Annotated in this window: 17 protein-coding genes; 11 read left to right on the forward strand and 6 right to left on the reverse strand. The window is 66.1% G+C overall.

Going from position 1 to position 24,521, the window contains the following annotated elements; all coding sequences use genetic code 11:
* Positions 1 to 396 precede the first annotated feature (396 nt).
* The 3 genes from AC6A67_RS02925 to AC6A67_RS02935 all read right to left on the reverse strand — a co-directional run bounded on the left by AC6A67_RS02925 (position 397) and on the right by AC6A67_RS02935 (position 3,954).
* Positions 397 to 1,599 (reverse strand): ABC transporter substrate-binding protein, encoded by a 1,203-nt coding sequence (locus tag AC6A67_RS02925; protein ID WP_498035059.1) that lies wholly within the window; start codon positions 1,597 to 1,599, stop codon positions 397 to 399.
* A 221-nt stretch (positions 1,600 to 1,820) separates the two neighbouring features.
* On the reverse strand, positions 1,821 to 3,164 hold the full coding sequence (locus tag AC6A67_RS02930) for a cytochrome b/b6 domain-containing protein (RefSeq protein ID WP_498035060.1): 1,344 nt from the start codon (positions 3,162 to 3,164) through the stop codon (positions 1,821 to 1,823).
* Between the two features lie 109 nt (positions 3,165 to 3,273).
* Positions 3,274 to 3,954 (reverse strand): YceI family protein, encoded by a 681-nt coding sequence (locus AC6A67_RS02935; protein WP_498035061.1) that lies wholly within the window; start codon positions 3,952 to 3,954, stop codon positions 3,274 to 3,276.
* A 38-nt stretch (positions 3,955 to 3,992) separates the two neighbouring features.
* Here AC6A67_RS02935 and AC6A67_RS02940 point away from each other — a divergent pair, with 38 nt between their 5' ends.
* The 3 genes from AC6A67_RS02940 (at position 3,993) to AC6A67_RS02950 (ending at position 5,744) form a co-directional block, all read left to right on the forward strand.
* Positions 3,993 to 4,490, forward strand: coding sequence for a hypothetical protein (locus tag AC6A67_RS02940; protein WP_498035062.1), 498 nt, complete (start codon positions 3,993 to 3,995; stop codon positions 4,488 to 4,490).
* Positions 4,491 to 5,111: 621 nt separating this feature from the next.
* Positions 5,112 to 5,270: a hypothetical protein gene (locus tag AC6A67_RS02945; RefSeq protein ID WP_498035063.1), complete on the forward strand. Its 159-nt coding sequence runs from the start codon at positions 5,112 to 5,114 to the stop codon at positions 5,268 to 5,270.
* Between the two features lie 147 nt (positions 5,271 to 5,417).
* Positions 5,418 to 5,744 (forward strand): hypothetical protein, encoded by a 327-nt coding sequence (locus AC6A67_RS02950; protein ID WP_498035064.1) that lies wholly within the window; start codon positions 5,418 to 5,420, stop codon positions 5,742 to 5,744.
* A 186-nt stretch (positions 5,745 to 5,930) separates the two neighbouring features.
* Here AC6A67_RS02950 and ilvD read toward each other — a convergent pair whose 3' ends face one another.
* Complete coding sequence (ilvD, locus tag AC6A67_RS02955; RefSeq protein ID WP_498035065.1) at positions 5,931 to 7,766, reverse strand: dihydroxy-acid dehydratase; 1,836 nt, start codon at positions 7,764 to 7,766, stop codon at positions 5,931 to 5,933.
* A gap of 487 nt (positions 7,767 to 8,253) precedes the next feature.
* The gene (locus AC6A67_RS02960; protein WP_498035066.1) at positions 8,254 to 9,345 is read right to left on the reverse strand and encodes a YihY/virulence factor BrkB family protein; all 1,092 of its coding nucleotides are present in this window, start codon (positions 9,343 to 9,345) and stop codon (positions 8,254 to 8,256) included.
* Between the two features lie 587 nt (positions 9,346 to 9,932).
* On the opposite strand from AC6A67_RS02960, the gene AC6A67_RS02965 reads away from it, so the two are divergent.
* The 8 genes from AC6A67_RS02965 to AC6A67_RS03000 all read left to right on the forward strand — a co-directional run bounded on the left by AC6A67_RS02965 (position 9,933) and on the right by AC6A67_RS03000 (position 23,360).
* Entirely contained in the window at positions 9,933 to 10,709 is a 777-nt protein-coding gene (locus AC6A67_RS02965) for an SOS response-associated peptidase (protein ID WP_498035067.1), read from the forward strand.
* A gap of 768 nt (positions 10,710 to 11,477) precedes the next feature.
* Positions 11,478 to 16,088, forward strand: coding sequence for a beta strand repeat-containing protein (locus AC6A67_RS02970; RefSeq protein ID WP_498035068.1), 4,611 nt, complete (start codon positions 11,478 to 11,480; stop codon positions 16,086 to 16,088).
* A gap of 21 nt (positions 16,089 to 16,109) precedes the next feature.
* A complete protein-coding gene (locus AC6A67_RS02975; protein ID WP_498035069.1) occupies positions 16,110 to 17,366 on the forward strand; it encodes an autotransporter outer membrane beta-barrel domain-containing protein in 1,257 nt (418 codons plus the stop codon).
* Positions 17,367 to 18,121: 755 nt separating this feature from the next.
* A complete protein-coding gene (dusA, locus tag AC6A67_RS02980; RefSeq protein ID WP_498035070.1) occupies positions 18,122 to 19,159 on the forward strand; it encodes a tRNA dihydrouridine(20/20a) synthase DusA in 1,038 nt (345 codons plus the stop codon).
* A gap of 191 nt (positions 19,160 to 19,350) precedes the next feature.
* On the forward strand, positions 19,351 to 20,397 hold the full coding sequence (cobT, locus tag AC6A67_RS02985) for a nicotinate-nucleotide--dimethylbenzimidazole phosphoribosyltransferase (protein WP_498035178.1): 1,047 nt from the start codon (positions 19,351 to 19,353) through the stop codon (positions 20,395 to 20,397).
* 406 nt (positions 20,398 to 20,803) lie between these two features.
* Positions 20,804 to 21,280 (forward strand): thermonuclease family protein, encoded by a 477-nt coding sequence (locus AC6A67_RS02990; protein WP_498035071.1) that lies wholly within the window; start codon positions 20,804 to 20,806, stop codon positions 21,278 to 21,280.
* 680 nt (positions 21,281 to 21,960) lie between these two features.
* Positions 21,961 to 22,575, forward strand: coding sequence for a glutathione S-transferase family protein (locus AC6A67_RS02995; protein ID WP_498035072.1), 615 nt, complete (start codon positions 21,961 to 21,963; stop codon positions 22,573 to 22,575).
* Positions 22,575 to 23,360: an MBL fold metallo-hydrolase gene (locus tag AC6A67_RS03000; protein WP_498035073.1), complete on the forward strand. Its 786-nt coding sequence runs from the start codon at positions 22,575 to 22,577 to the stop codon at positions 23,358 to 23,360. Before AC6A67_RS02995 ends, AC6A67_RS03000 begins: the two co-directional genes overlap by 1 nt.
* Positions 23,361 to 23,550: 190 nt before the next feature.
* Here AC6A67_RS03000 and AC6A67_RS03005 read toward each other — a convergent pair whose 3' ends face one another.
* A complete protein-coding gene (locus AC6A67_RS03005) occupies positions 23,551 to 24,432 on the reverse strand; it encodes an NAD(P)-dependent oxidoreductase (RefSeq protein WP_498035074.1) in 882 nt (293 codons plus the stop codon).
* Positions 24,433 to 24,521 lie beyond the last annotated feature (89 nt).

The raw sequence follows: 24,521 nt of genomic DNA on the forward strand, positions 1-24,521 counted from the left end.
CTCGCGCAGATATAGCTGCGCGCCAACGTCATGCGATTCCTGGAATGGCGCTGCCCTGTCCGGCCTGGCGTTGCCTGTGCTGGCGCGACCTGGCTGACCCGGATCGGGCCCGCTCGGCCAGGCGTCGGATATGGCGCGGCGACAGGAGACGCCTGCCGTCTGCGCGACGGTCAACTGGCGTCGGCACAAGCCGACGCGCCCGAACCTGGCGCCGTGACGCAGCTTGCGTCACGGCGCGCTCTGCTCACGGCGCACTCTGCTCACGGCTCGTCTGCTTTAGGCGCGTTTTGCCTTTGACGCACAGTGCGGCGCATCACGCCCCGCCTCCCCTGGGAACGGCGGGCGCGCGCCGCAGGCAGACGCGCGCCATCCACTGGCGCGCGTCCGGTGTCCGGCTCATTTCTCCGAAATCGGGCCTTCGAACAGATTGTAGCGGTCGCCCTCGAAGCGCTGCAGATACAGCGCGTTATACAGGCTGTAATTGTCCTTCTGGGTGTGCAGCGACAGCTTCGGCAGCACCATCGGCACGTCTTTCTCATCCATGGAAGCGGCGACGTCGCGGATGTTCTCACGGGTGAGATTGTCGCCGGCCCGCTTCAGGATGCGCTCCAGCAGCACCGCGGCCATATAGCCCTGCACCGCGTTGGAATCGTCGACCATGCCTTCCTGGCCGATGCTCTTCATAAAAGCCTTGTAGTCCTTCATGTCCTGATCATTGGCCCATTGCGGATCATCTGGCTCCTTCAGCGCCACGGCGGTGATCACGCCTTGAGAGGCCTGAACGCCCGCCGGCTTGAGCACGCTGCCAATGGAAGCGGAGACGCTGACAACCATCTGCAGCGGCTTCCAGCCCAGCTCATGGGTGCGCTTGATCACCTGGGCGGCGAATTTTGGCGTCGCGACGATAAACAGAATGTCGGCGCCGCTGGCCCGCATGCGCACCACTTCGGCGTCGACGGTGGCGCTGGTGATCTCATAAGGCGCCTCGATGGTGATCATCGACTTCGCCTTGGCGCCCAGCCCCTCGCGGAAGCCGCGCACATAATCTTTGCCGAAGTCGTCGTTCTGGTAGATGATCGCCACCTTGCCGTCCGGCTTGTTCTTCAGGACGTAATTGGCGTAAATCTTGGCTTCCATGTCGTATAGCGGCAGCATCGCTGTCGTCCATGGATAGTTCTTCGGATCATTCCATTTGCTGGCGCCGGTGGCGACAAACAGCTGCGGAACCTGCTTGCTGTTCAGATATTTGTGCACCGCCGAATTGGAGGGTGTGCCGACCGAACCATAGACGGCCAGCACATTGTCGCTCTCCACCAGCTTGCGGGTCTGCTCCACCGCCTTGGGCGGGCTGTAGGCGTCGTCCAGCGACAGGATGTTGATCTTGCGTCCGTTGACGCCGCCCTTCTCATTGACCTTCTTGAAGTATTCCACGATGGCCGAGCCGCGCACACCGTAAGCCGAGGCGGGGCCGCTATAGGGCACCACATTGCCGATGCGGACTTCCGTGTCGCTGGCGCCAGGGCCGTATTTCTTGTCGCTGGCGGCTGCGGCGCCAATCGATGCGGCAAGACATGCCGCTGCGATCAGGATGTTTTTCATGGCGTTTCCTCCCGGATCCCTTATCCGGAAGACCAGCTTCGATGACCCCGTAAGTAGGCGTCAATCCCGACATTGGCAGCACTGGGCGCCCGCCAGACGCAGACTTGCCGCCGCCTGGCCGCCGTATAAGGCGCAATCAAGCAGCGCAAAGACGTCTGCGCTGCACATGGTGAAACCTTACGCCGCTGCCGGCGCGGCGCTGACCACCACCCGTCGCCGCCTTACTTGCGGCGCGCCGTCACCGCGATGCGCACGTTGATGCCTTTCGACACCCAGGCGCCGTCGGCGTCCGATTGCATGCCGACGTCGAGCTCTGTGCGGTTGAGTTGCACATCGCCAGTGACGTGGGCGACGCCGTCGCTCTCGCTAAAGCTGAACGGCAGGGTCACCGGCAGGCGCAGGCCTTTGAGCTCAAGGGCGCCAATCGCCTCGAAGCGATCGCCGCCAAGCGCCCGGAAATCGCTGGCGACAAAGCGGGCGGTGGGGAAAGCCTTCGGATTTAGCCATTCCTCACCCTCCAGCGCGCCTTCCTGGGTAGCGTCGCCGGTGCGGGCGGAGGCGGTGTCGATGCGGATGTCGGCGCGGGAGCCAGCGAGGTTCTGAGGGTCAAACCACACCTCGCCGCTCCAGCGTTCAAACTGGCCCTCGAAGGGCGCGCCCGAGTGCTCGCCGGCAAAGCTGATGCGCGAGGCTGGCCGCTCGATCTGCCAGGCCTGGGCTGCGGCGCGTTCGACGCCATTGGCGGCGTCATTGCCGGCGGCTGCGGCGGGCGGCGTCGCAGCCGGCGCCTGCGCCAGCCCGGCCTGTGGCGTGACGCTGGGCGCCGCGCTCGAGGCAGCCTGTGGCGCGGGCTGCGCGGCGATGGCGGCGGCGACGGCCAGCGCAAGGATGGCGCCGGCGCCCGTTACGCGCTCGAGCATGTGGAGGGCGCGACTGGGCGGGGCGGCCCGCGGCGCTTCGCCATGGGCGAGGCCCGGCAGCATCTGCGCCAGCACGCCATCGCGGTTGACGAACTGGTGCTTCAGCGCAGCGCCCACATGCAGCACGATCAGCGCCACGGCGCCCCAGGCCAGCGCCGCATGGGCGCCCATGCTCTGAAACGCGAGCATTCGCCGCGTGGCCGCCGCCGCATCGGCGACGAAGGGCAGAGCCGGGATGGTGAACAGGCCGAACCAGCTGGTGGGCACGGCGAGGGCGCGGTCAGTGGCTACGGCCCAGCCAGCCGAAACATAGAGCCAACCAGTGAGCGGCAAAGCCAGCATCAGGCCGTAGAACGCCGCATGGGTGGCGCCCGCCGCAAATTTTTCCCACCACCGCATGCCGGTCGGCAACGCCGGAACCGGATGGGTGAGGCGCCAGATGATACGCACGACGGTCAGGGCCAGCACCAGAAAGCCCAGCGACTTGTGCAGCTGGAACACCCGATAGGCCAACGCCTGCGTTTGCGGATCGGCGATGGCGTCCGTCATCCATAGCCCCATGGCGATAAGGGCGATGATGCACAGGGCGATGGCCCAGTGCAGGGCGATGGCGACGGTGGTGTAGCGGGCGGGGCGGGAGGGCATCGGGTACTTCCAGATCCGGCGCACGGGCGCCGTAGGGCGCCGCAGGCCCGCAACGCATGCGGGCCTGCGGCCAGGTCATCAAGGGCGCTGTGGCTTACTTCGCCACGGCTTACTTGGCGTCAGCCTTGCGGATGAACTCGCCGTCGAAGCGCACGCTGACCTCGTCGCCGACGAAGCCTACCGGCATGCCGAAGTCGCTGCGCTTGAACGAGCCGGTGGCCGAGAAGCCGATGGCCGGGCGCTGCATGAAGGGGTGCTTCTCGAGTTCGCCGACGAAGGTGGCGTCGAGGGTCACCGGCTTGGTGACGCCGAGCAGGGTGAGGTCGCCGGTCACCTTGGCGCTGCGCGGGCCGGTCGGCTCAACCTTGGTCGAGGTGAAGCTGGCGGTCGGGAACTGGCCTGCGTTCAGGTAATTCTTGTTCTTCGCGATGTCCTCGCTCCAGCTGGCGAAGCCGGTTTTCGCGTGGGTCGCCTTGTAATCCGCCGGATAATTGGCGTCGACGGAATCGGTCTTGATCTCGATTTTCACCGAGGATTTGGCCGGGTTGGCCGGATCAAGCGTCACCTCGCCCGAGAAGGCGTTGAAGCGGGCGGTGTAGTGCGAAATGCGGTTGTGCAGGAAGGAGAAGCTCAGCGACGCATGGGTGGGGTCCATCACATAGACGCCGGCCGGAGCCTTCACCGGGGCTGCGGCCTCGGTCTTCGGCGCGGCGCTGTCTGCGGCGTGCGCCTGACCAAGGGCGAGCGAAAGGGCGACGGCGGAGATGGCCAGAATGCTGCGATGCGACATGGGTATTCCTCTTGTTCCGCGCCGGGGAGGGGGCGGTGATGACAGCGGTCCGCGCTGCGGCGGACGAACGCCCCACTGTTTACGTTGCGAAATTGAACCAAAATGTGTTGCAGAACACGTGGATGCGGCAGCTTGATCAGTGCTATTGCGCCAAAAAGCCGACTTTCGCCAATGACTTGCGGTCATTCGTCAGCAGATTTCCACATTTGTGCCAATTTGCATGCACATCTTTGCAGATCTGCATGGGCACATGCCGCGGCGGGCGGGTCTGCGCCGGGGCCAGTTCAACAATGCAATCTATCCACACGAGGCTGCAGGCGACCGCGCCTTGGCGCCTTGGCGCCTGCACGCCCAGGCATCGCCCCTGCAAAATACATCGCCATGCTGTGGAACCAAAAGGCCTGGCCCGTTCCTTACCGGAGACGCCGCTCTTGAATGAGGCTTTAGGAATGGAAACGGGTGAATTCAGGCAATTTCTTATTTTGATTGTCGTCATACTGGCGTTTGGCGTACCCGCAATTGTGTTTATTGGCTAATTTTTTCAGTATAGATGCGCGCCAATCCACGCCAACGCGGACGTCCGCGCGCAACAAAACGCTATCCCTGTTCCGCGATGGGCGTATTTCCGCGGCGATTGGCCCTGGCTCTGACGACTTTCCCGGACGACATTCCGTTCCGTTGATGCCCGCGCCAGGCAGCGCCCAGCGCCTCCTGTCCGGGGCGCGCGCCCTGCGCCCTGATGGCGGACGCAAACGCGATTAAGGCCTGACCGCAAGCTCAGGCACAGCCGCGGGCTTGCAGCCGAGCGCCTCACGCCGTCAGTCACCGATTGCCCACCCGCTGCCGCCACTGTGCGTCGCAGCGCCAGCATCAGATATCGCCCTTGAGCATTCCCCGCGTCCGGCGGGTCCGACGTCCGGTTGATGCCAGGATGCGACGATGCTGACGCATCCGCACCCTTGCATGCTCAGGCGCCGCACCGGCTTCACCAGAACCCGATCTCTCATGCTCACCGGGTTCTGAGACGACGCAGCAGTTGTGTCCGACATCCGCCAATTTGCCAAAGCAGCGTCCAGTCACGTTCACGATTCTACGCCGAATGGATGTGTTTATCGCTCATTGACCTTGCGTAATCTGGGTGACGCGGGGAGGACGCGATGCGGCGACGGGAAATCATTGAGCTGGTGGTGTTGATGTCGGTGTTTCTGGTCATGGCGGTTGCGGGCGTCAGCTATATCAGCGCCATCAGCATCTGGTTCGAGCGCCAGGCCCAGCACAACCAGCGCGCCGTCAGCCTGTCGGATCTGCGGCGCTAGCATCATGCCGCGACGAAGTTGACGTGCCAGCGAGTGGCGGGACTCCATCGCCCTGGTCTGCAAATACGCCGTGCCCGTCGCTTGCTGTTGCCTGTTATGGCGCTGCTCCTGTAGTGCTGTCGCCAGACATATTGGCGGGCGGGGCGCATGCACGGCGACATTTCCGGTTATCTCTACGTGGCCTTCCACATTGGATCGATCATCGCCGCGCTGGCCGCCGGCGTGCTGTGGATGCGGTCAGCCGCCATCAAGGTGCCAGACATCGCGCCCTATCTGATCCAGCAGGTCGATGGCGGCGCCCTGGCCAGCCGTGACATGCGCGATATTGAACGCAATCTCGAACAGCACCGTCAGGCGCTGGAGCAACAGGGGCGGTTCAACCGCGCCGCCGCCGGCGCCGCGTCCGCCGCCGCCGCCGCCCAGGCAGCGACCTTCGCACTCAATCTGATGGCGGTGCTGGCCCAGGGCGCCTGAGCCTTGCCGGCGCATGCCGCGCCCGCCGCGCCTATGGCGCCGCGCGCAGCGCGCAGGGCCGCCCGGCGCCAGCAACGAAAAACCCCGGACCAGCGATGGTCCGGGGCTTTTTAATGTCTGGCTAAAATCGCAGTCGCTGCGGCGGCTGAAGAGCCGCGCAAGGGCGCAGCTCCCAACCGGGCCAGCTCACTCCGGCAGAATGCGCACGGCGCCCAGATCAGCGGAGGAGGCGAAGGCTGCATAGGCCTTCAGCGCCGTGGTGACGTTACGCTTGCGCGGCTGCGCCGGCTTCCAGCCCAGGCGGTCCTGCTCGGCCCGGCGCGCCGCCATCTCTTCAGCGGAGATTTTCAGATTGATGGTGCGGTTGGGGATGTCGATCTCGATAATGTCGCCATCACGCACCAGACCGATGGCGCCGCCCTGCGCCGCTTCCGGCGAGGCGTGACCGATCGACAGCCCCGAGGTGCCGCCCGAGAAGCGGCCATCGGTGATCAGCGCGCAATCCTTGCCGAGGCCCCGCGACTTCAGATAGCTGGTCGGATACAGCATTTCCTGCATGCCCGGGCCGCCCTTCGGACCTTCGTAGCGGATCACCACCACGTCGCCCTTCTTGACCTTTTTACCCAGAATGCCAGCCACCGCATCGTCCTGGCTTTCATAGACCACAGCCGTGCCGGTGAATGTCAGGATCGATTCATCGACGCCCGCCGTCTTCACGATGCAACCGTCGAGGGCGATATTGCCCTTCAGCACCGCAAGGCCGCCGTCCTTGGAGAACGGATGCTCCACCGAGCGGATGACGCCGTTCTCGCGGTCGAGATCCAGTTCATCCCAGCGCGACGACTGGCTGAACGCCGTCTGGGTCGGCACGCCGCCCGGCGCCGCCTTGAAGAAGTCGCGCACGCTGTCGCTTTCGGTGCGGTCGATGGCCCAACGGTTGATCGCGTCGCCCAGCGTCGGCGCATGCACGGTGGGCGTGTCGGTGTGCAACAGCCCGCCAGCCTCCAATTGGCCAAGGATGGCCATGATGCCGCCGGCGCGGTGCACGTCTTCCATGTGCACGTCCTGCTTGGCCGGCGCGACCTTTGACAGGCACGGCACGCGGCGCGACAGCGCGTCGATGTCATCCATGGTGAAATCGACGCCGCCTTCATAGGCCGCCGCCAGAATGTGCAGCACCGTATTGGTCGAGCCGCCCATGGCGATGTCGAGCGACATGGCGTTCTCAAACGCCTTCTTGTTGGCGACATTGCGCGGCAGCACACTGTCGTCGTTCTGCTCGTAATAGCGCCGCGCCAGATCGACGATGAGATGACCGGCCTCAATGAACAGCCGCTTGCGGTCGGCGTGGGTGGCCAGCGTCGAGCCATTGCCCGGCAGCGACAGACCAAGCGCCTCGGTCAGGCAGTTCATCGAATTGGCGGTGAACATGCCGGAGCACGAGCCGCAGGTCGGGCAGGCCGAGCGCTCGATGACCTTGACGTCCTCATCCGAGATGTTCTCGTCGGCGGCGGCGACCATGGCGTCAACGAGGTCGAGCGCCACGGTCTTGCCGTGCATCACCACCTTGCCGGCTTCCATCGGGCCGCCGGAAACGAACACCGACGGGATGTTGAGCCGCATGGCGGCGTTGAGCATGCCGGGGGTGATCTTGTCGCAATTGGAGATACAGACCATCGCGTCAGCGCAATGGGCGTTGACCATATATTCGACGCTGTCGGCGATGATCTCGCGCGACGGCAGCGAATACAGCATGCCGTCGTGGCCCATGGCGATGCCGTCATCGACGGCGATGGTGTTGAATTCCTTGGCGATGCCGCCGGCGGCCTCGATCTCACGCGCCACCAGCTGGCCAAGGTCCTTCAGGTGGACGTGGCCAGGCACGAATTGGGTGAAGGAGTTGACGACGGCGATGATCGGTTTGCCAAAGTCGCCATCCTTCACGCCAGTGGCGCGCCAGAGGCCGCGGGCTCCCGCCATGTTGCGACCGTGAGTGGTGGTTCTTGAGCGATACGCGGGCATCGGGATGTCGTCTCTCTCGGTTTCCTGGCGCCGCGCCAGGGGTGTGGCGCCGGCGCGTGACCCTGCAATGTGGCCGACGCATCGCCCGGGGGCGGCGGCGCCAGCGTCCCGGCCACGGCCGGATCACTGGTAATTCTGGGCGTCGGCTGGCGCAATGGCGCTAACATAACGGCCAGGCCGCCACATCCGCACGTGTGTGCGCCTGTCTGTGACCTTTGAACAACTATAAGCATTGCGCGGCGGCGACGCCAGCTTGAGCGGCCATGCAAGGCGGGTCTTTGCGTCGTATTGGCCCGATTTATCGCCAGGCGACAGCTGCCGGTCCGGGCTGGGGCGCGGCGCCACGGCGTCTTTCATGCATCCAGCGCAGTGGACCATGCGCCATACGCCTGTCGCGGGCGTATTGGCAACCTGCGCGCTCTGCCTTGATCAGCGCCAGTGTTCGCCGCGAGTGTGCGCCGCCAGCGTTTGCCGCAATCGTTCGCCGTCAGTGTTTGCGGTCAGCCGCGTCGGCTCCGCGCAGGCCCATCGGCATTGGCGCTCCGGTCGTGGTGTCGACATAGGTCTGGCGCTCGGTTTCGGCGTTCAGCTCCGCCCCCACCAGGATAATAATGGCCGACAGCCACATCCACATGGTCAAGGCGATCACCGCGCCCAGCGCGCCATAGGTTTTGTCGTAATCCTCAAAATTGGCCACATACCAGGAGAAGGCCATTGAGGCGACGATCCACACCATGGCAGCGACCAGGGCGCCTGGGCTGACCCAGCGCCACTTGGCCTGGGAGCGGCTGGGGCCGAAGCGGTAGAGCAGGGTGAGCGCGGCGACCAGCACGATGACGATGGCCGGCCAGCGGCCGATCCAGATCAGCGGTTCGACAAAGCGCCCCAGATACAGCCGCTCCAGCGCCACCGGCGCGGCGACGATGACGGTGACGGCGAGCGCCGCGAACAGCAATACCCCAGCGGTGAAGCCCAGCGACAGCAGATTGAGGTGAATGAAGCCCCGCTTCTCATCCTCACCATAAGCGACATTGAGCGCATCAAAGATCGCCTTCATGCCGGCGTTGGCGCTCCAGATCGACAGGGCGAGGCTGATGGCCAGCGATAGTCCCAATTGTCCCGAGCCGGTGGCGCTGAGGCGCAAGACGTGATCACGCACCAGCTCATACGCCCCAGCGGGCAGGATCGTCGCCAGAAAGCCGAGGTGCTCCATGACCGTGTCAGGCTGCGCCACAAGGCCATACAGCGACACGAAAGCGGCGATGGCCGGAAAGATCGCCAGCAGGCCGTAGAAGGTTACGCCAGCCGCCACCGCCAGCACGCGATCGCGGCTGATCTCACCAAAGGTGCGCACAACGATCTCCCGCCAGCCGCGCGCCTCGATCCCGGTCGGCGCCGCAGCGTCCTTGCCCGCCGCTGAATTGGTCCCGGCCTCCTTGCGCTCCGCCTCCTCGCGCGCCGACAGTTGCTGCCCACCGCCCTGACCACCGCCCATGGCCAGGGCCGCCAGAGCGAAACCGAGCGTGAAGATGCCGACCATGCGCAGGGCGCCGCGTCCGCCTGATGCTGCTCTCGTCATCCGTCCCCCTTCCGCCGCCAAACGGCGAGTGTTCAAAGCAGCTCACCATGACACCCTGGCGCTGCGTCATGGGCAGGCGCCATGGCGCCAGCTTCGCCATGCGACGGGCCGTGAAGCGCCTGGTCTCGGCGCTTCATCACTGCTCCGACAAACGCGCGGCGGCGCAAATCGATCCCGTAGGCGACGCTTTTGACTTTGACGCCGCAGCAAAAATTGCATCTGGCGACCCCCGGTCGCGTCCTGGCAAAGCGGCGAGGTTGCGCTGTCAGCCATGGCCCCGCCTTCTGAACCTTTGCGGTCTCCCTGCGCCCGGCGGAGGGCAGACGGCGCCGGGCGCGCTGGCGCGCAGCGCAGACCACGACGAAGAGCGGGCTTTGCCGGCGTGTTGTCATCGGGCCATTATCGACAGGCGGGGCGGGGAGCTGGCCCGGATGCGTGTTTTGCCTGCCCCACAAAGCCCGGCGCAACCCGGCGCGCCTCGCCGGCCCGCGCGGCCCAGATTGGCGCAGGGCGGCGCAGCGGGACGGGTACGGCCAGCGTTGGCGAGCGCGCGGGATGCCAGGGTCATCACAAGGGGAAGGGGCCGCATGTGCAATCTGTACAGCCAGACGAAGGGGCCGCAGGCGATCCTCGACCTGTCGCGGGCCTTGCGCTCGACGGCGGGCAATTTGCCGCCTTCGGACTTCTATCCCGACTATCCTGCGCCGGTGGTGCGCCACGAGAACGGCGAGCGTGTGCTTACGCTGGCGCGCTGGGGCATGCCGACATCGCGCCGGGCGATCTATGAGGCGGCGACGCGCCGGGCCGACCGCCTGGCCCATCAGGGCAAGAAGGTGGACTTTGAGGCGCTGCTGGCGGTGGAACCTGACCCGGGCGTCACCAATGTGCGCAACACCGCCTCGCGCCACTGGCAGCCATGGTTGACTCCAGAGCACCGTTGCCTCGTCCCGTTCACCGCCTTCAGCGAGCCAGGTCGCGATGCGGCGGGCAAATATAGCCCCATCTGGTTCCGCCTCGCCGGCGACGACCCTGCGCCCCTGGCCTTTTTCGCCGGCGTCCATTTGCGCGGCTGGGAGGGCGTCCGCAAAATCCGCACGGGGCGGGAGCGGGCCGACCTGTTCGCCTTCCTTACCTGCGACCCCAACGCCGAAGTCGCCGCCGTCCACCCCAAGGCCATGCCGGTCATCCTCACCAGGGCCGACGAGATCGAGGCCTGGCTGCACGCCCCCTGGTCCGAAGCCCGCGCCCTGCAACGCAAATTGCCCGATGGATCGCTCGTGGCGGCGCAAGGCGCCCGAGCACAGCAAGGCGCCCGCGCGGGGCAAGGCGGCGGTCAGGGGACAGGCGTGTTGCCGCTGATCTGATGGCGCTTAAGTGGCGCCGCCAATCCTGGGCGGTTGAACGGCCAACGGTTGCTCCGCGCGCCGGACGAGCGTGGCGATCCCCTCATCAGATGATTGCTTTGAAGCCTGCGACGCGGCGTCTTTGGCGCCAGGCCCACGATACTCAATCTGGACAGCGAAAATTTCTGCCGCGGTAGATAATTTACCTACGGCCTTGAACGCGGCTGGCACGCCTGCCCTGGCTTTCGCCATCCTGTCTCATATCTGTCGGCGCTGCGTGTCTGTCGCAGGCGCATGTGGCCCGCCGTCGCCAGTTAACTGTGGGGTAATTGCTTATAAATTCTGGCATCTGATCAATATCTTATAACATTTCCGTGATGTGTCCATATAGAATGCGTGTAATTTTATGATGCATTCGCCATGTAGCTGTTTAATCTTGCGTTATTTGTCTCTGCATTGTCGCGCATTTTCATTACTTGTAAATTCGGCGGAGCAGGTTGCCTGATCCCGCCATGTCCTCGCGCCACGGCGTCCGGTCCGGCCTTGACCTGAGGTTAAGGAAGCACCCATGACGTTGAAGTCATCCCATCGGAATTGCAGCGCACGTGCGCAGTTGTTGTTGTCTGGCGCGAGCGGTCGGGCGCTGGCGCTTGGGCTCATGCAGGCTACGGTGGTGGCAGGCGCAATTCAGATGACGACGCCAGCGAGGCAGAGGACGCCAGTCGCTTTGCCTCGCTGGCGACATCGTGGACCGGCGCATCGTAGGAGGCCGCCGGCAGCGACATCAAGGTGACCGGCAACAGCTACAGCAACCTCAACATCGTCAATGATCGCGGCGTCGGCGTCTGGTCGGCGGGCGGCCACGCCGAGAACGGCCACAATGGCGGCTGGGGCGGCCATGTCAGCCTGACGCAAACCGGTGACCTCTCAGGGCAGCGTAGCTCTGGCGCGGCGCTTCCGGCCTGGGTGATCCACGATTCCAAGGGCAACGCCCGGAGCACGGCCGACAGCAACCAGCGCTTCACCAGCGTCGACGTGCTGCCGATGATCTTCGTGCTGTCCCAGGGCGGCGCCGGCGGCGACGACTCGAATAATCGTGGTCCAGGCGGTAGCGGCCAGACAGCGACCCTGAACCTGCAGGCCAATGTCGCGACGACCGGCGACAGATACGCCGGAGCCTGGGTGTCTTCCGTGGGGCTGCTCAGTGGCTGGGGCGGCTCCAACAGCAGTCGCGCCTCTTATCTGACCAGCCAGCGGCCCAGCGGCGGCGCAGCCAGCGCGACCCTGGCCCAGGGATTCGGCGTCAGCACCAACGGGGCCAACGCCGTCGGCCTCGTGGTGGAATCGGTCGGCGCCTCGGGCGGCGGCAACTGGAAGGGCGACAATGACAAATGGCCTTCCATGGGCGGCGACGGCGGCGCTGTCTCCGCCATCAATTCAGGCACAATCAACACTGCGGGCGCTGACAGCATTGGCCTCGTGGCGCAGAGCCTTGGCGGCGAGGGGTCACAGCAGCAATACGACGGCTCGTCTGCTCATAATGGCGGCGCGGGCGGCAATGCCGGATCTGTCACCGCCTCCAATTATGGCTCTATCGTCACCACTGGCGACAGCAGCTATGGTGTGGCGCTTTACTCCGTTGGCGGCCTCGGGGCGTCGGGCAGCGTCAAGTCCACCTTCGGCAGCGGCTCTTACGCGGGCGACAATGGGCGCGGCGGCGCCGTGAGCTTCACCAACGGCGCCAACGCCTCCATTCTCACCCTCGGCGACGAGGCCTATGGCGTGCTCGCCCAGTCGGTGGGCGGCGGCATTGTCGCGGGCTACTACAATCCATTGGCCGGCCAGACAGCAGCCAGCGGCGGCGACAGCGGCGCATGGGGCCATGGCGACGATGGTTCGGTGGGGGGCGGCGCCGGCACGGTGACGGTGACCAATAGTGGCTCCATCGAGACACGCGGTTCCGACGCGGCCGCGCTGGTGGCGCAGAGCCTTGGCGGCCTCGGCGGCAATGGCGGCGACACGGTGCATGGCGACATCTTCGTGGCTGTTGGCCTCGGCGGCAATGGCGGCGAGGGCGGCGCAGGCGGGACGGTCGATGTCAGCGCCAGCGGCGCCATCACCACGCGCGGCGATTCATCCGCGGCCATCGTCGCCCAGTCGATTGGCGGCGGCGGCGGCCATGGCGGCGTCGCCCAGTCCTATAGCGCCGGGGCTTTCATATCGGTGTCGATCGCCATCGGCGGCTCCGGGGGCGCGGGCGGCGACACTGGCCCCGTCTATGTCAATAACGCCGCGACCCTGCTGACGGAGGGGCATAATTCTGCGGGCATCTATGCCCAGTCGATTGGCGGCGGCGGCGGCCATGGCGGCTCGGCCTCGGCCGTCGCAGCAGCCTTCGGCGGCGGCGATGTGCCATCGGCTGCGGCGAGCGTCTCCATCGGCGGCGCCGGCGGCTCAGGCGCGTCGGGCAACACGGTGCAGGTGCAGAACGTCGCCCCAATCACCACTTACGGCGTCAGCTCGCATGGTATCCTTGGCCAGAGCATTGGCGGCGGCGCCTCGGGCTATGTGTTGTCTGCATCGCAATATGCTGTCGGCAGTTCGGTGTCAGTCGGCGCCTCCGGCGGCGGCGCAGGCCACGCAGGCGCCGTGAATCTCTCCCACAGTAGCGGCGCCATCTCCACCTATGGCGCAGGCGCTCACGGCGTTTACGGCCAGGCCATCGGCGGCGGCGGCGGCGGCGGCTCGGGCGGCAACGCCTCGGCGGCGGCGGACATCTTCAAGCTCAATGGCATTGGCATCGCCATGAACCTTGCCCTGGGCGGCAATGGCGGCGGCGGCGGCGGCGGCGGCGGCAGCGGCGGTAACGCCGATTCGTCCGCCGGCACTGGCCTTCTGTTTGGCGACACGGTCAGCACCCTGCTGGCCGATTCAAAGGTTGGCGGCATTATCGCCGTCCAGTCCACGGTCGGCGGCAAGGGCGGCGCCGGCGGCAAGGGCGCTGCGGTGGAGATCGACATGGCGGATGCGTCCAGCATCCAGACATGGAGCGCCCACTCGCACGGCGTCTTCGCCCAGTCGATCGGCGGCGGCGGCGGCACTGGCGGCAGCATGACCTCGGACAAGGGTGGCGATGCGGATGACGCCGCCACCTTCGTGTCGCAGGCGCGGCGCGCCCTTGGCGTCGACAAGTTCGAGGCCTGGGTCCAGTACAATGGCTACGACGACGACTACAAGACGCTGGCTGGCCTGAAGCGCCTCATCGATGACACCGACATTCTCAACGCGTTCGAGACGGAATTCCGCAAGGAGCTGCTGACCAGGCTCTACGGCCTCGCGGAGAACCACAACTGGGCCGCCAGTATGTTTCAGAAGGCCGGTCTGATCGACGAGGACGGCAATGTTGTCGAGTCTGAAGCCGAGGAAGAACAGCGCAGCATGTCGCTCACCGTCGGCGTGGGCGGCACGGGCGGCAAGGGCGGCGGGGGCGGCGACGTCACGGTCGTCACCAATGCCGCGCTGACCACCTTTGGCATTGGCTCCCACGGCGTGTTCGCCCAGTCAATCGGCGGTGGCGGCGGCGCCGGCGGTCTCGCCAGTTCGTCAAACAAGGACGGCAACACCATCAATCTGAACGTGATGGTGGGCGGCAATGGCGGCGCGGCCAATCCAAACGACCCGAGCGCCCTGGCGGGCGGCGCGGTGTTGATCGCCAACACTGGGGCGATCAACACCGGTGGCGGCGCGGCTTACGGCCTGTTTGGCCAGTCGGTTGGCGGCGGCGGCGGCGTTGGCGGCGGCGCCATCAGCCCCGAAACCCGGCACATTGCGGCCAATTTCAAGGTGGGCGGTTCGGGCGGCACGGGCGGCGTCGGCGGTTCGGTAAACATCCAGAATAGTGGGGCTATCACTGTCCTGGGCCCGGAATCACACGCCATTCTCGCCCAGAGCATCGGTGGCGGCGGCGGCGCCGTCACCATGAACATGGGCTCCACAGACGACCCGGACGAACGCGCCCAGCAGCTGATCGAGTTCAAGCTCGACCAGCTGGACAAGATCGGGACCGTGATGAGCGCCGCGGGCGCCAAGGCTTTCAAGTCGCCGAACTATGATGACCTGAAGGACAAGTCCAAGGACAAGCTACTTGAGATGGCCGAGTTCACCGTGCGCATTGGCGGCTCAGGCGGCAACGGCGGCGCGGGCGGCGCGGTCTCGGTGAACCATGCGGGCTCCATCGTCACGCGCGGCGAGGCGGGCATTGGCGTGCTGGCCCAGTCGATTGGCGGCGGCGGCGGCCTGTTCACCCAGACTGGCAAGGTCGATCTCAGCCATGGCTGGGACGTGAAATTCTCCGGCCACAATGGAACCGGCAATGACGGCGGGGCCGTGAGCGTCTACCTGCAAGGTTCCCAGCCCTCGATCGTCACCCATAGCTACGGCGCGCACGGTGTTTTGGCGCAATCGATCGGCGGCGGCGGCGGCTATCTCGGGCGCACGCCTAACTCCACTGACATGATCAGCAATGACGCCTCAGCCGGCAATGGTGGGGCAGTGACCGTCACGAGCAACATCAGCACCACCAACATCACAACCTATGGCTGGGGCTCCAACGGCATTTACGCGCAGTCCATCGGCGGCGGCGGCGGCGGCGGCGCCTGGGGGAATGTCGACAACTTCTATAATGCTGATCCGACGCAGGCCAACGCTCAGGCGCGCACCAGCGCAACCGGCGTCGGCGGATCTGTCTATGTTTCCTTCATCGGGAACATCTCCGCCACGGGTCAGTACTCCAACGCCATCCTTGCCCAGAGCGGCAAGCAGATGACCAATGGCGCCATTGATCCGGCGTCCACGGGTGGGCTGATCACCATTGATCTGGTTGGCGGCTCTTTAGTTGGTGGGTCCGGCAATGGCGCCGGCCTGCGTATTGACGGCGGCAGCAAGGATACAAACAATCCCAACGTGGTGACCGTTGGCGGCATGGCCAGCATCAGCGCCCTGTCCAATGTCGCCATGCGGGCGTTTTCGGGTGGTGTGGAGCACGTGTCCGTCTATGGCCTCGTGACCGGTGACGTCATCCTTACCGACAAGCCGGCCAATACGTCCGAGCAGAACAGTTTTCGCGTGGATCAAAGCGGCCGTTATGTCTCACGCTCCGGCTCCGGCGTCATGAAGCTTGGCTCACAGAACGTCGGGAGCTGGTTCGACGTCTGGAACGGCGGCGTGCTTGATGTTGGCGGGGTCAACACCATCTCCACCCTGGCGGTCACCGGCGCCATGAACGTGTCCGGCGGCGTGCTGAAGATGGACGTCAACGTCGATCCGGCTACGGGCGCCCGCAGCAATGACGCCATCACTGTCAGCGATGCGCTTTACCTGTATTCGACCAACGCGCTGTAAGGCTCGCAGATCCACGTCAATGTGGTCAACGGCCTGCTGCCAGGCCAGTTCACGCTGTTCAACAAGACGCCGGTCGAGTCCAACCAGCTCATCGTCAGCAATGGCGGATCAGGCGGCCCCATCAGCTGGAGCACGCCGGATGGCGGCCGCAGCATCACCCCGTCCGCCCAGTTCCTCACAACGGCGGCCAGCGCCTTCACCGTTTCCACGACGGAAAACGGCATGCTGCAATCGCTGCAGAACGAATGGAACGCAGGCAACCCGACCCATGCCGCGCTGTTCGGCGCCCTGGCCAATGTGCAGACTGCGGCCGACTACCAGACAGCCGTCACCAGCCTGAACCCGGACGGCTTCCAGGCTTCGGCGGGCGCCCAGACCCAGAACGCCTCCAGCTCCATGGGCGCTTCCATGAGCTGCCCGGTGTTTTCTGGCGGCGGCGTGACCATCAGTGAAAGCCAGTGCGTGTGGGGGCGCGTCTCCGGCGCGCGGGCGCATATGGACGGGGTGCGTCCGGGCCACGGATCGCGCAACGACGATTTCACCTACCGCATCGGCGCCCAGTGGGAAGTGGCGCCGCAATGGTTCTTCGGCGTGACCGGCGCCTATATGTCCAGCGATATGGCCACGAAGAGCGGACACATCCGCGCCCAGGGCAAGGGCGGCGATGTCTCGGTGGCGCTGAAGCATCAGGTGGGCGACTGGCTGTTCGCGGCGTCGGCGCATGTGGGCTACGGGACCTACGACACCGACCACCGCATCAGCATCGGCGCCCGCCGCTGGGGCCTGAACGCCGATCAGGAGCTGTGGACCGCCGGCCTGCGTCTGCGCGCCGCCTACCAGTTCAATCTCAACGGCTTCTATATCCGTCCGTACGTTGATCTCGACGCCGTGCACACCTATGCGCCGGGCTTCGTCAGCGCCGGCAATTTCATGCACGCCTACAGCTTTGGCGCCATGAACAAATGGACCTTCACGGCCAGCCCCACCATCGAAATCGGCGCCCGGGTCAACCTCGGCGAGAACATGTGGCTGCGTCCCTACGCATCAGTAGGCGCCACGGTCCTCAACGATCCGGCCTTCACCAGCCACGTCCGCCTGGACGCCAACGGCGCCCATTTCGCCTCCACCCACCGGATGGACAAACGCCTGCTGGATCTTGGCGTCGGCGCGCAATTGTTCGCCAACGACATGCTGGAGCTGCGCGCCGAGTACAAGGCGCGGCTCGGCGAGAACTATACCCGCCACGAAGCGGTCGGCCGCATGGCCATCCGCTTTTGATCCCTCGCTATTGAGGTGGACCAGCCAGTCACCGGCGCTGCAGTCACGAAAGTTGCACTTGCCGCCGCGCTGACTGGCTGCCCTCTGGCGACCATCGCAACGAATGCGCCCTATCTGGCGTCAAACCCGGGAGGGCAGGGGCAGGGGCTGGGGCAGGCGCATGGCTAGCGCAGACGTCATCTGTCCCACCGCCACGATGGAGGCCCTCGTCGGCGGCGAGCCTCGACCGCAGCAAGGTTTGCAACGCCGTCGCCAAGTGTCTGCGCCGTCGGCGCCGGCAGTTGGTCAGAACAAGATCGGGCCAGGGACACAGGCCCCCAGACGCCATTTGCCGGGTTTCCGCCATCTCGACCACCTGATGGAGCCTACCTGCAACCTCTGTATTTCGTGGCGGCATGGTTGGTCGTCTGTATCTCCGGGCGCGATCAGCGAGCAGGTCATCCCATCGACTAGCCAGATGGCCAGAGCACTAACAAGCGCAAAGCGCCCGGTACGGGCAGCATGGATGGCCACCGCGATGTCACGGACAATCCCGTCGCCTGCTGAAAAAAAGCAGGCTGAAGAGCCATAAAGCGCCATAAAACGCCAAATCGGCGCATGTTCGCACACATCGCATACGGCGGAAATCGCCAGTCTGTCGTCCACGCGACAATCTCGCGCCCCGCCCCACTTTGCGCGCCGCGTCAAAAATTCTTAGTATCACGTGGTGGGCAAACCCGCCCATCAATTTCCCCGCAGTCGCAAAAAGTCCCCCTATGATCAGAGCGTCCAACGGCCGAGACGACAACGAACAATCAGCACCGATATCCGACCCCTCGCCCTGGCGTTTCTGCGTGGCCCCGATGATCGACTGGACCGACAGGGAGTGCCGATATTTCCACCGCCTGCTGAGCCGGCGGGCGCGGCTTTATACGGAGATGATCACCACCGGCGCCATCGTGCATGGTGATCGGCAGCGGCTGTTGGGCTACAGTCCGCAGGAGCATCCGGTGGCGGTGCAATTGGGCGGCAATGATCCGAAGGCGCTGGCCGCGTGCGCCCGGGTGTGCGCCGATCTGGGCTATGACGAGGTCAATCTGAATGTCGGCTGCCCGTCGGACAGGGTGCAGGACGGGGCGTTTGGCGCCTGTCTCATGCGGCAGCCGGAGCTGGTTGGCGACTGCGTTGCGGCGATGAAGGCGGCGGTCGCCGTGCCGGTCACGGTCAAATGCCGCATTGGCGTCGACGACCAGGACCCGGAGATCGCGCTGGAGGACATCACCCGCGCTGTGGCGGCGGCCGGCGCCGATGCGCTCATCGTGCATGCCCGCAAGGCCTGGCTGCAGGGCCTGTCGCCGCGCGAGAACCGCGATATCCCGCCGCTGGATTATGATCGCGTCTACCGGCTGAAACAGGCGTGGCCCGCGCTGCCCATCATTATCAATGGCGGCATCGCCGATCTCGACCAGTCTCGCGCCCATCTTGCGCAGCTCGATGGGGTGATGCTGGGCCGGGCGGCCTATCAGAACCCCGGCCTTTTATTGCAGGTCGATCCGCTATTGTTTGGCGAACCAGCCCGCTTCGACGATGGGCGCGCGGCGCTGCACGCCTTGCTGCCCTATATCGAGGAACGGCTGCAACAGAGCCTCCGCCTGTCGCAGATCACCCGCCATGTGCTCGGCCTGTTTCCCGGTGAGCGCGGGGCCCGCGCCTTTCGCCGTCACCTCGCCACCCACGCCACCCAGCCTGGCGCGGACGGTCAGGTGCTACGCGACGCCATCGCCCTGGTGCAGCCGGGGCTTGCGGCGGCCTGAGGCGAGCGTCTGGCCTGCATCGGGCATCGTCGCAACCGTCGCTGGCGCAACCATCAAATCCCGCTATCAGCCACAGCGCTTCACCCGGCGCGAGCCTGGGGGTATAGCTGCGCGCAAAGGCGCGTCGGCGCCGTTTGAATTTCCGGGTGTCTGGCAAGGCCAGGCCCGCAGAGCGATTGCGACAGGGACCCATGGCCGCCAGCTTCACCGGACTTCCGTTCGACGATATCCGCCACATGATCCGTGAACTGCCGGGTCCTGATGTCGACGCCGCCGCCCATGTGCGCGAGCGCGATGCGGAGCTGACCAAGCCCGCAGGCTCGCTTGGCCGGCTGGAGAGCCTGGTGGAGTGGCTCGCCGCGTGGCAGGGCCGGTCGAAGCCCATGGTCAACCGGCCAGTGGTCTGCGTCTTCGCCGGCAATCACGGCGTGGCGGCGCGCGGCGTCTCGGCCTATCCGCAGAGCGTCACCCGGCAGATGCTGGAGAATTTCGCCGCTGGCGGCGCCGCCATCAACCAGATTTGCGCCGCCTATGACCTCGGCTTCAAGGTGTTTGACCTCGCGCTCGACGTGCCGACTGGCGACATCACCTGTGAAGACGCCCTGGATGAGAAATCCTGCGTCGCCACCATGGCCTTTGGCATGGAGGCGATCGCTGGCGGCACGGATTTGCTCTGCCTCGGCGAGCTTGGCATCGCCAACACCACGGTGGCGGCGGCGATTTTCGCCGCATTGTATGGCGGCCCGGCGGCGCATTGGGTCGGCCGGGGCACAGGCCTTGATGACGCGGGCCTTGCCCGCAAGGTCGCGGCGGTGGAGGCGGCGCTGGCGTTTCACGCCGGCCATCTCGCCGACCCACTAGAGGTGCTGCGCCGCCTCGGCGGTCGCGAGATCGCCGCTTCGGCCGGCGCCATTCTCGCGGCGCGCGCCCAGCGTATCCCTGTAATCATCGACGGCTATGTCATCACCGCGGCGGCGGCGATCCTGCACGCCATTGAACCGACGCTGATCGACCATTGCGTCGCCGGTCATTGCTCGGCAGAAGGGGCGCACGCCGACGTGCTGGCCCGCCTCGGCAAAAAGCCGATCCTCGATCTCGGCATGCGGCTGGGCGAGGGCACCGGCGCGGCGCTGGCTGCTGGCGTCATCAAGGCGGCGGTGGCCTGCCACAACGACATGGCGACCTTCGCCATGGCCGGCGTCGCGGGCAAGGACAGCGCAGAACAGCCAGCAGGCTGAGCGCCCTCCGGGTCGAACGGGGCGCCGCACACCTTGGGCGTCGCCGTCGCTCTGGCCGATCCCTGGGCGCAACGCCATAGTGACGACAGATCGCCGTGCAATGCATGGTCGTGACGGCGCGCCGACGCGACGGGGCGTGGATGGGCGGAGTGGGCGGACGGCGTGGGCGCCACCTGCGCCACGCGCTGCGGCGCCGTGCCTTTTGATCAAACGGCATGGTTTGATCGACCAGAATTCGCTCCTTGCGTGGAGATGGGGAGCATGCGCCGATCGCGGTGTGACCGGTGCATGCTCAAGCGTCGCAGCAGCGTCCCTCATGCGCTGGGCAGGACAGAGGCGGGGGCCGATGGCGCGGATGCGACGGAGCGGCGGAAAGCGACGGCTGGCGCGATTCAGCACGGCGGACATGCTGCTGGCCGCCAGCCTGCTGCTGGCCAGCGGCGCCATCGTCGCCATGCTGCCTGAGCGCGATCCGGGCGAATTCATCGAGGGCGCGGGCAAGGCGGTCGATGGCGATTCCGTGCGCCTGGCCGGCCATGACATTCGTCTGTGGGGCATCGACGCGCCTGAGCGCGAGCAGACCTGCCAGCGCTCTGGCGAGACCTGGCGCTGTGGCGGCGCCGCCCAGGGGGCGCTGGCGTCGTGGTTGGCGCGCGGCCCGACGAAGTGCAAGGCGCGGGGCTTCGATGTCTACGGTCGCACCCTCGCCATTTGCCATGTCGGCGACATTGACGTGAATGCAGCCCTGGTGCGCGAAGGCATGGCGGTCAGCTATGGCGGCTATCGCGAGCAGGAGGCGGAAGCCCGGGCCGCCCGTCGCGGCGTCTGGGCTGGCGACTTCCAGTCGCCGCGCGAATGGCGGGCCAACCACCCGCGCGCGTAGCGCTGATCCTTGCGCCAAATCAGGGCAGCGCGCCACGCAGCGGCGCCCCAAGGCAGCCAGCCTAATCTACGTTTATGACATGCTATTTACGCATGGCTGCGAGCGGCCTCCGAAATTATGATGCGCTGTACGCATGCATGTGCGCTGGCGCACGTACAGCCGCCCGGCGCCGCGCTACAGATGAACCATCAAATCCAACGACCTCCGTAGATTTGACTAGCCCCCCTGAAGGCGTCGCGTTCCCCCCACGCGGCGCCTTTACTTTTGGGGGTGTTGTTGGTGGCGACCAACTCGACCTATACCAGGATGCGAAGATGCTGACGCATCCGCATCCTGGATTGCTCAGGCGCCGCACGGGCTTGACCAAAGTGCGATGAGTCGTGCTCACCGCACTTTGGTATTAACGAGTGGGCGCAGTGAGCCTGTCACCGCCGGCCAGCGCTGCAAGGCTCAGGCTGGGCCAGGCCCGACCCAACGAAACCCGATCGCCTGTGCCTGCCACGCCCAACGCATCCGACATCAGCCCCGCGCCACGTCGCAGCTGGTCTTCGCCCGGTCACAGCGCGGCGCCTGAAGGATCATGGGGAGTACAGGGCGGCGCGCGCGGATTGCGCCCGCGCCTCATATTGACCTGATGCAGCGCCGATGGTCCCCTCAGCACAAATGAGGAGACGTCGCCCATGAAGCTTTACGACACCCCCCGCACGCCCAATCCCCGCCGTGTGCACATCTTCATGGCCGAAAAGGGCATCGATATTCCGCGCGTCGTCGTCAATCTTGGGGCGATGGAGCACAAGGGCGCGGCTTATGGCCAGGTCACGCCGATGCAGCGCGTGCCGGCGCTGGAGCTGGATGATGGCACTGTGATCGCTGAGTCGGTCGCGATCTGCCGCTATCTGGAAGAATTGCACCCTGCGCCAGCGTTGTTCGGCCATGACGCCCGTTCACGCGCCTTGGTCGAGATGTGGAACCGCCACGTCGAATTCTATCTGGGCCAGCCGATTTTCTCCGCCTTCCGCCACATCAACCCGGCCATGGCGGCGATGGAACAGCCGCAGATCGCCGAATGGGGCGAGGCCAACAAGACCAAGGCGCTGGATTTCATGCGCGTGCTCGACAAGGAGCTGGCGGGCCGCGAATTCATCGCGGGCGACGCTTTTTCGGTGGCGGACATCACCGCCATCTGCGTGATTGATTTCGGCAAGGTGGCCAGGGTGGCTGTGCCGGACGAGCTGGCGCATCTCAACCGCTGGCGCGCCGCCGTCTCCGCCCGTCCGAGCGCGAGCGCCGCCTGATGCGTCTGACGGTTGTCGGATGCGGCGACGCCTTCGGCGCCGGCGGTCGGTTCAACAGTTGCTTCCTGCTGCAGGCCGGGGGCAGGGGGATGGCGCTGGACTTTGGCGCATCGACCCCGGTGGCGCTGAAGCAGCGTGGGCTTGGGGGCGGCGATATCGACGTGGTGGTCGTCAGCCATCTGCATGGCGACCATTTTGGCGGCCTGCCGTTTCTCCTGCTCGACAGCCAGTATGAGAGCCTGCGGCACCGGCCGCTACAGCTCATCGGGCCGCCAGGGTTCGAGCAGCGCCTCGCGGCGCTGACCGAGATCATGTTTCCCGGCGTCTGGAACACCCGCTGGCGCTACGATCTGACCATCACCGAGATGACGCCGGGCAGCTCGCCACAGCAGGTCTCAGGCTTCGGCCTGCAGAGCCTGACGGTGATCCACCCCTCTGGCGCGCCCGCCACCGGGCTGCGGGCCAGCGCCGGGTCACGCCGCGTGGCCTATTCGGGCGACACCGAATGGACCGAGGCGCTGATCCCCCTGGCTGACGGCGCCGATCTGCTGATTCTGGAGTGCATGGGGCGCGGCAAGGGCCGCTTTGGCGTTGTGCCGTCGCATCTGGATCTGGAGACCATTGAGGCGAACCGCAAGCGGCTGAACGCGCGCCGCATCCTGCTCACTCATATGGGGCCTGGCATGTTGACGCCAGCGGCGCAGGACGACGCGAGGCGCCGGGGCTATGAGCTGGCCGAGGACGGCCTGGTGCTCGAACTCGGAGCCGCCGCGCCCGGTCGTTAGCGGGGCGCGAGTGAAGGACAGGCGCGCAGGCAGCACGTGGCGCCTCTGGGCGCCTGAGCTTTTCGGGTCGCGGCTGCCCCGGCGGCCTTGCGACCCGGATCGCATCTTGCTGGCGATCCTTGCCGACAGCATTGGCTAACAGCCCTTGCCGTCAGCCTGTTCCGCCAGCCCTTGCCGCTCGAACTTGCCATCAGCGTTTGGCGTCGGCCTTCGGCAGCCGCGCCAGCAGGCTCGAGGTGTCCCAGCGGCCGCCGCCCAGCGCCTGCACTTCGCCATAGAACTGATCGACCAGCCCCGTCACCGGCAGGCTGGCGCCATTGCGCCGCGCCTCGTTGAGGCAGATCGACAGGTCCTTGCGCATCCAGTCGACGGCGAAGCCGAAGTCAAACTGTCCGGCGTCCATGGTCTTGTGGCGGTTTTCCATCTGCCAGGATTGGGCCGCGCCCTTGGAGATCACGTCGATGACGGCGGTGACGTCGAGGCCGGCGTGCTGGGCGAAGCTGACGCCCTCGGCCAACGCCTGCACCAGCCCGGCGATGCAGATCTGGTTGACCATCTTGGTCAATTGACCGGCGCCAGCCGGGCCCATCAGCCGGCAGGCGCGGGCGAAGCTGGCGATCACAGGTTCGGCGCGGGCGTAATCGGCTGCCTCGCCGCCACACATCACGGTCAACACGCCGTTCTCGGCCCCGGCCTGGCCGCCCGACACCGGCGCATCGATGAAGCCAATGCCGCGCGCCGCGGCTTCCGCCGCCAGCTCGCGCGCCACATCGGCGGAGGCGGTGGTGTGGTCGACGAAAATCGCCCCAGGCGCCATGGCGTGGAAGGCGCCCTCAGGCCCGATGGTCACGGCGCGCAGATCATCGTCATTGCCGACGCAGGCGAACACCAGCTCGGCCCCGGCGGCGGCCTGCCTTGGCGTCGGCGCCGCCGCGCCGCCATGGCGGGCGACCCAGGCCGCGGCCTTGGCGGCCGTGCGGTTGTAGACGGTGAGCGTGTGCCCTCTGGCCGCCAGATGTCCGGCCATGGGAAAGCCCATGACGCCCAAGCCAATGAATGCTGCCTTCGCCATGTCCCGCTCCTTTGTCGCCGCCTACAGATCGACCCATGTGGCGTCGCAATCGCTGCACCCAGACCGCGCCGCGCCAGAGACCTGCGCCA

It is taken from the genome of Camelimonas sp. FR25 (assembly GCF_059740505.1).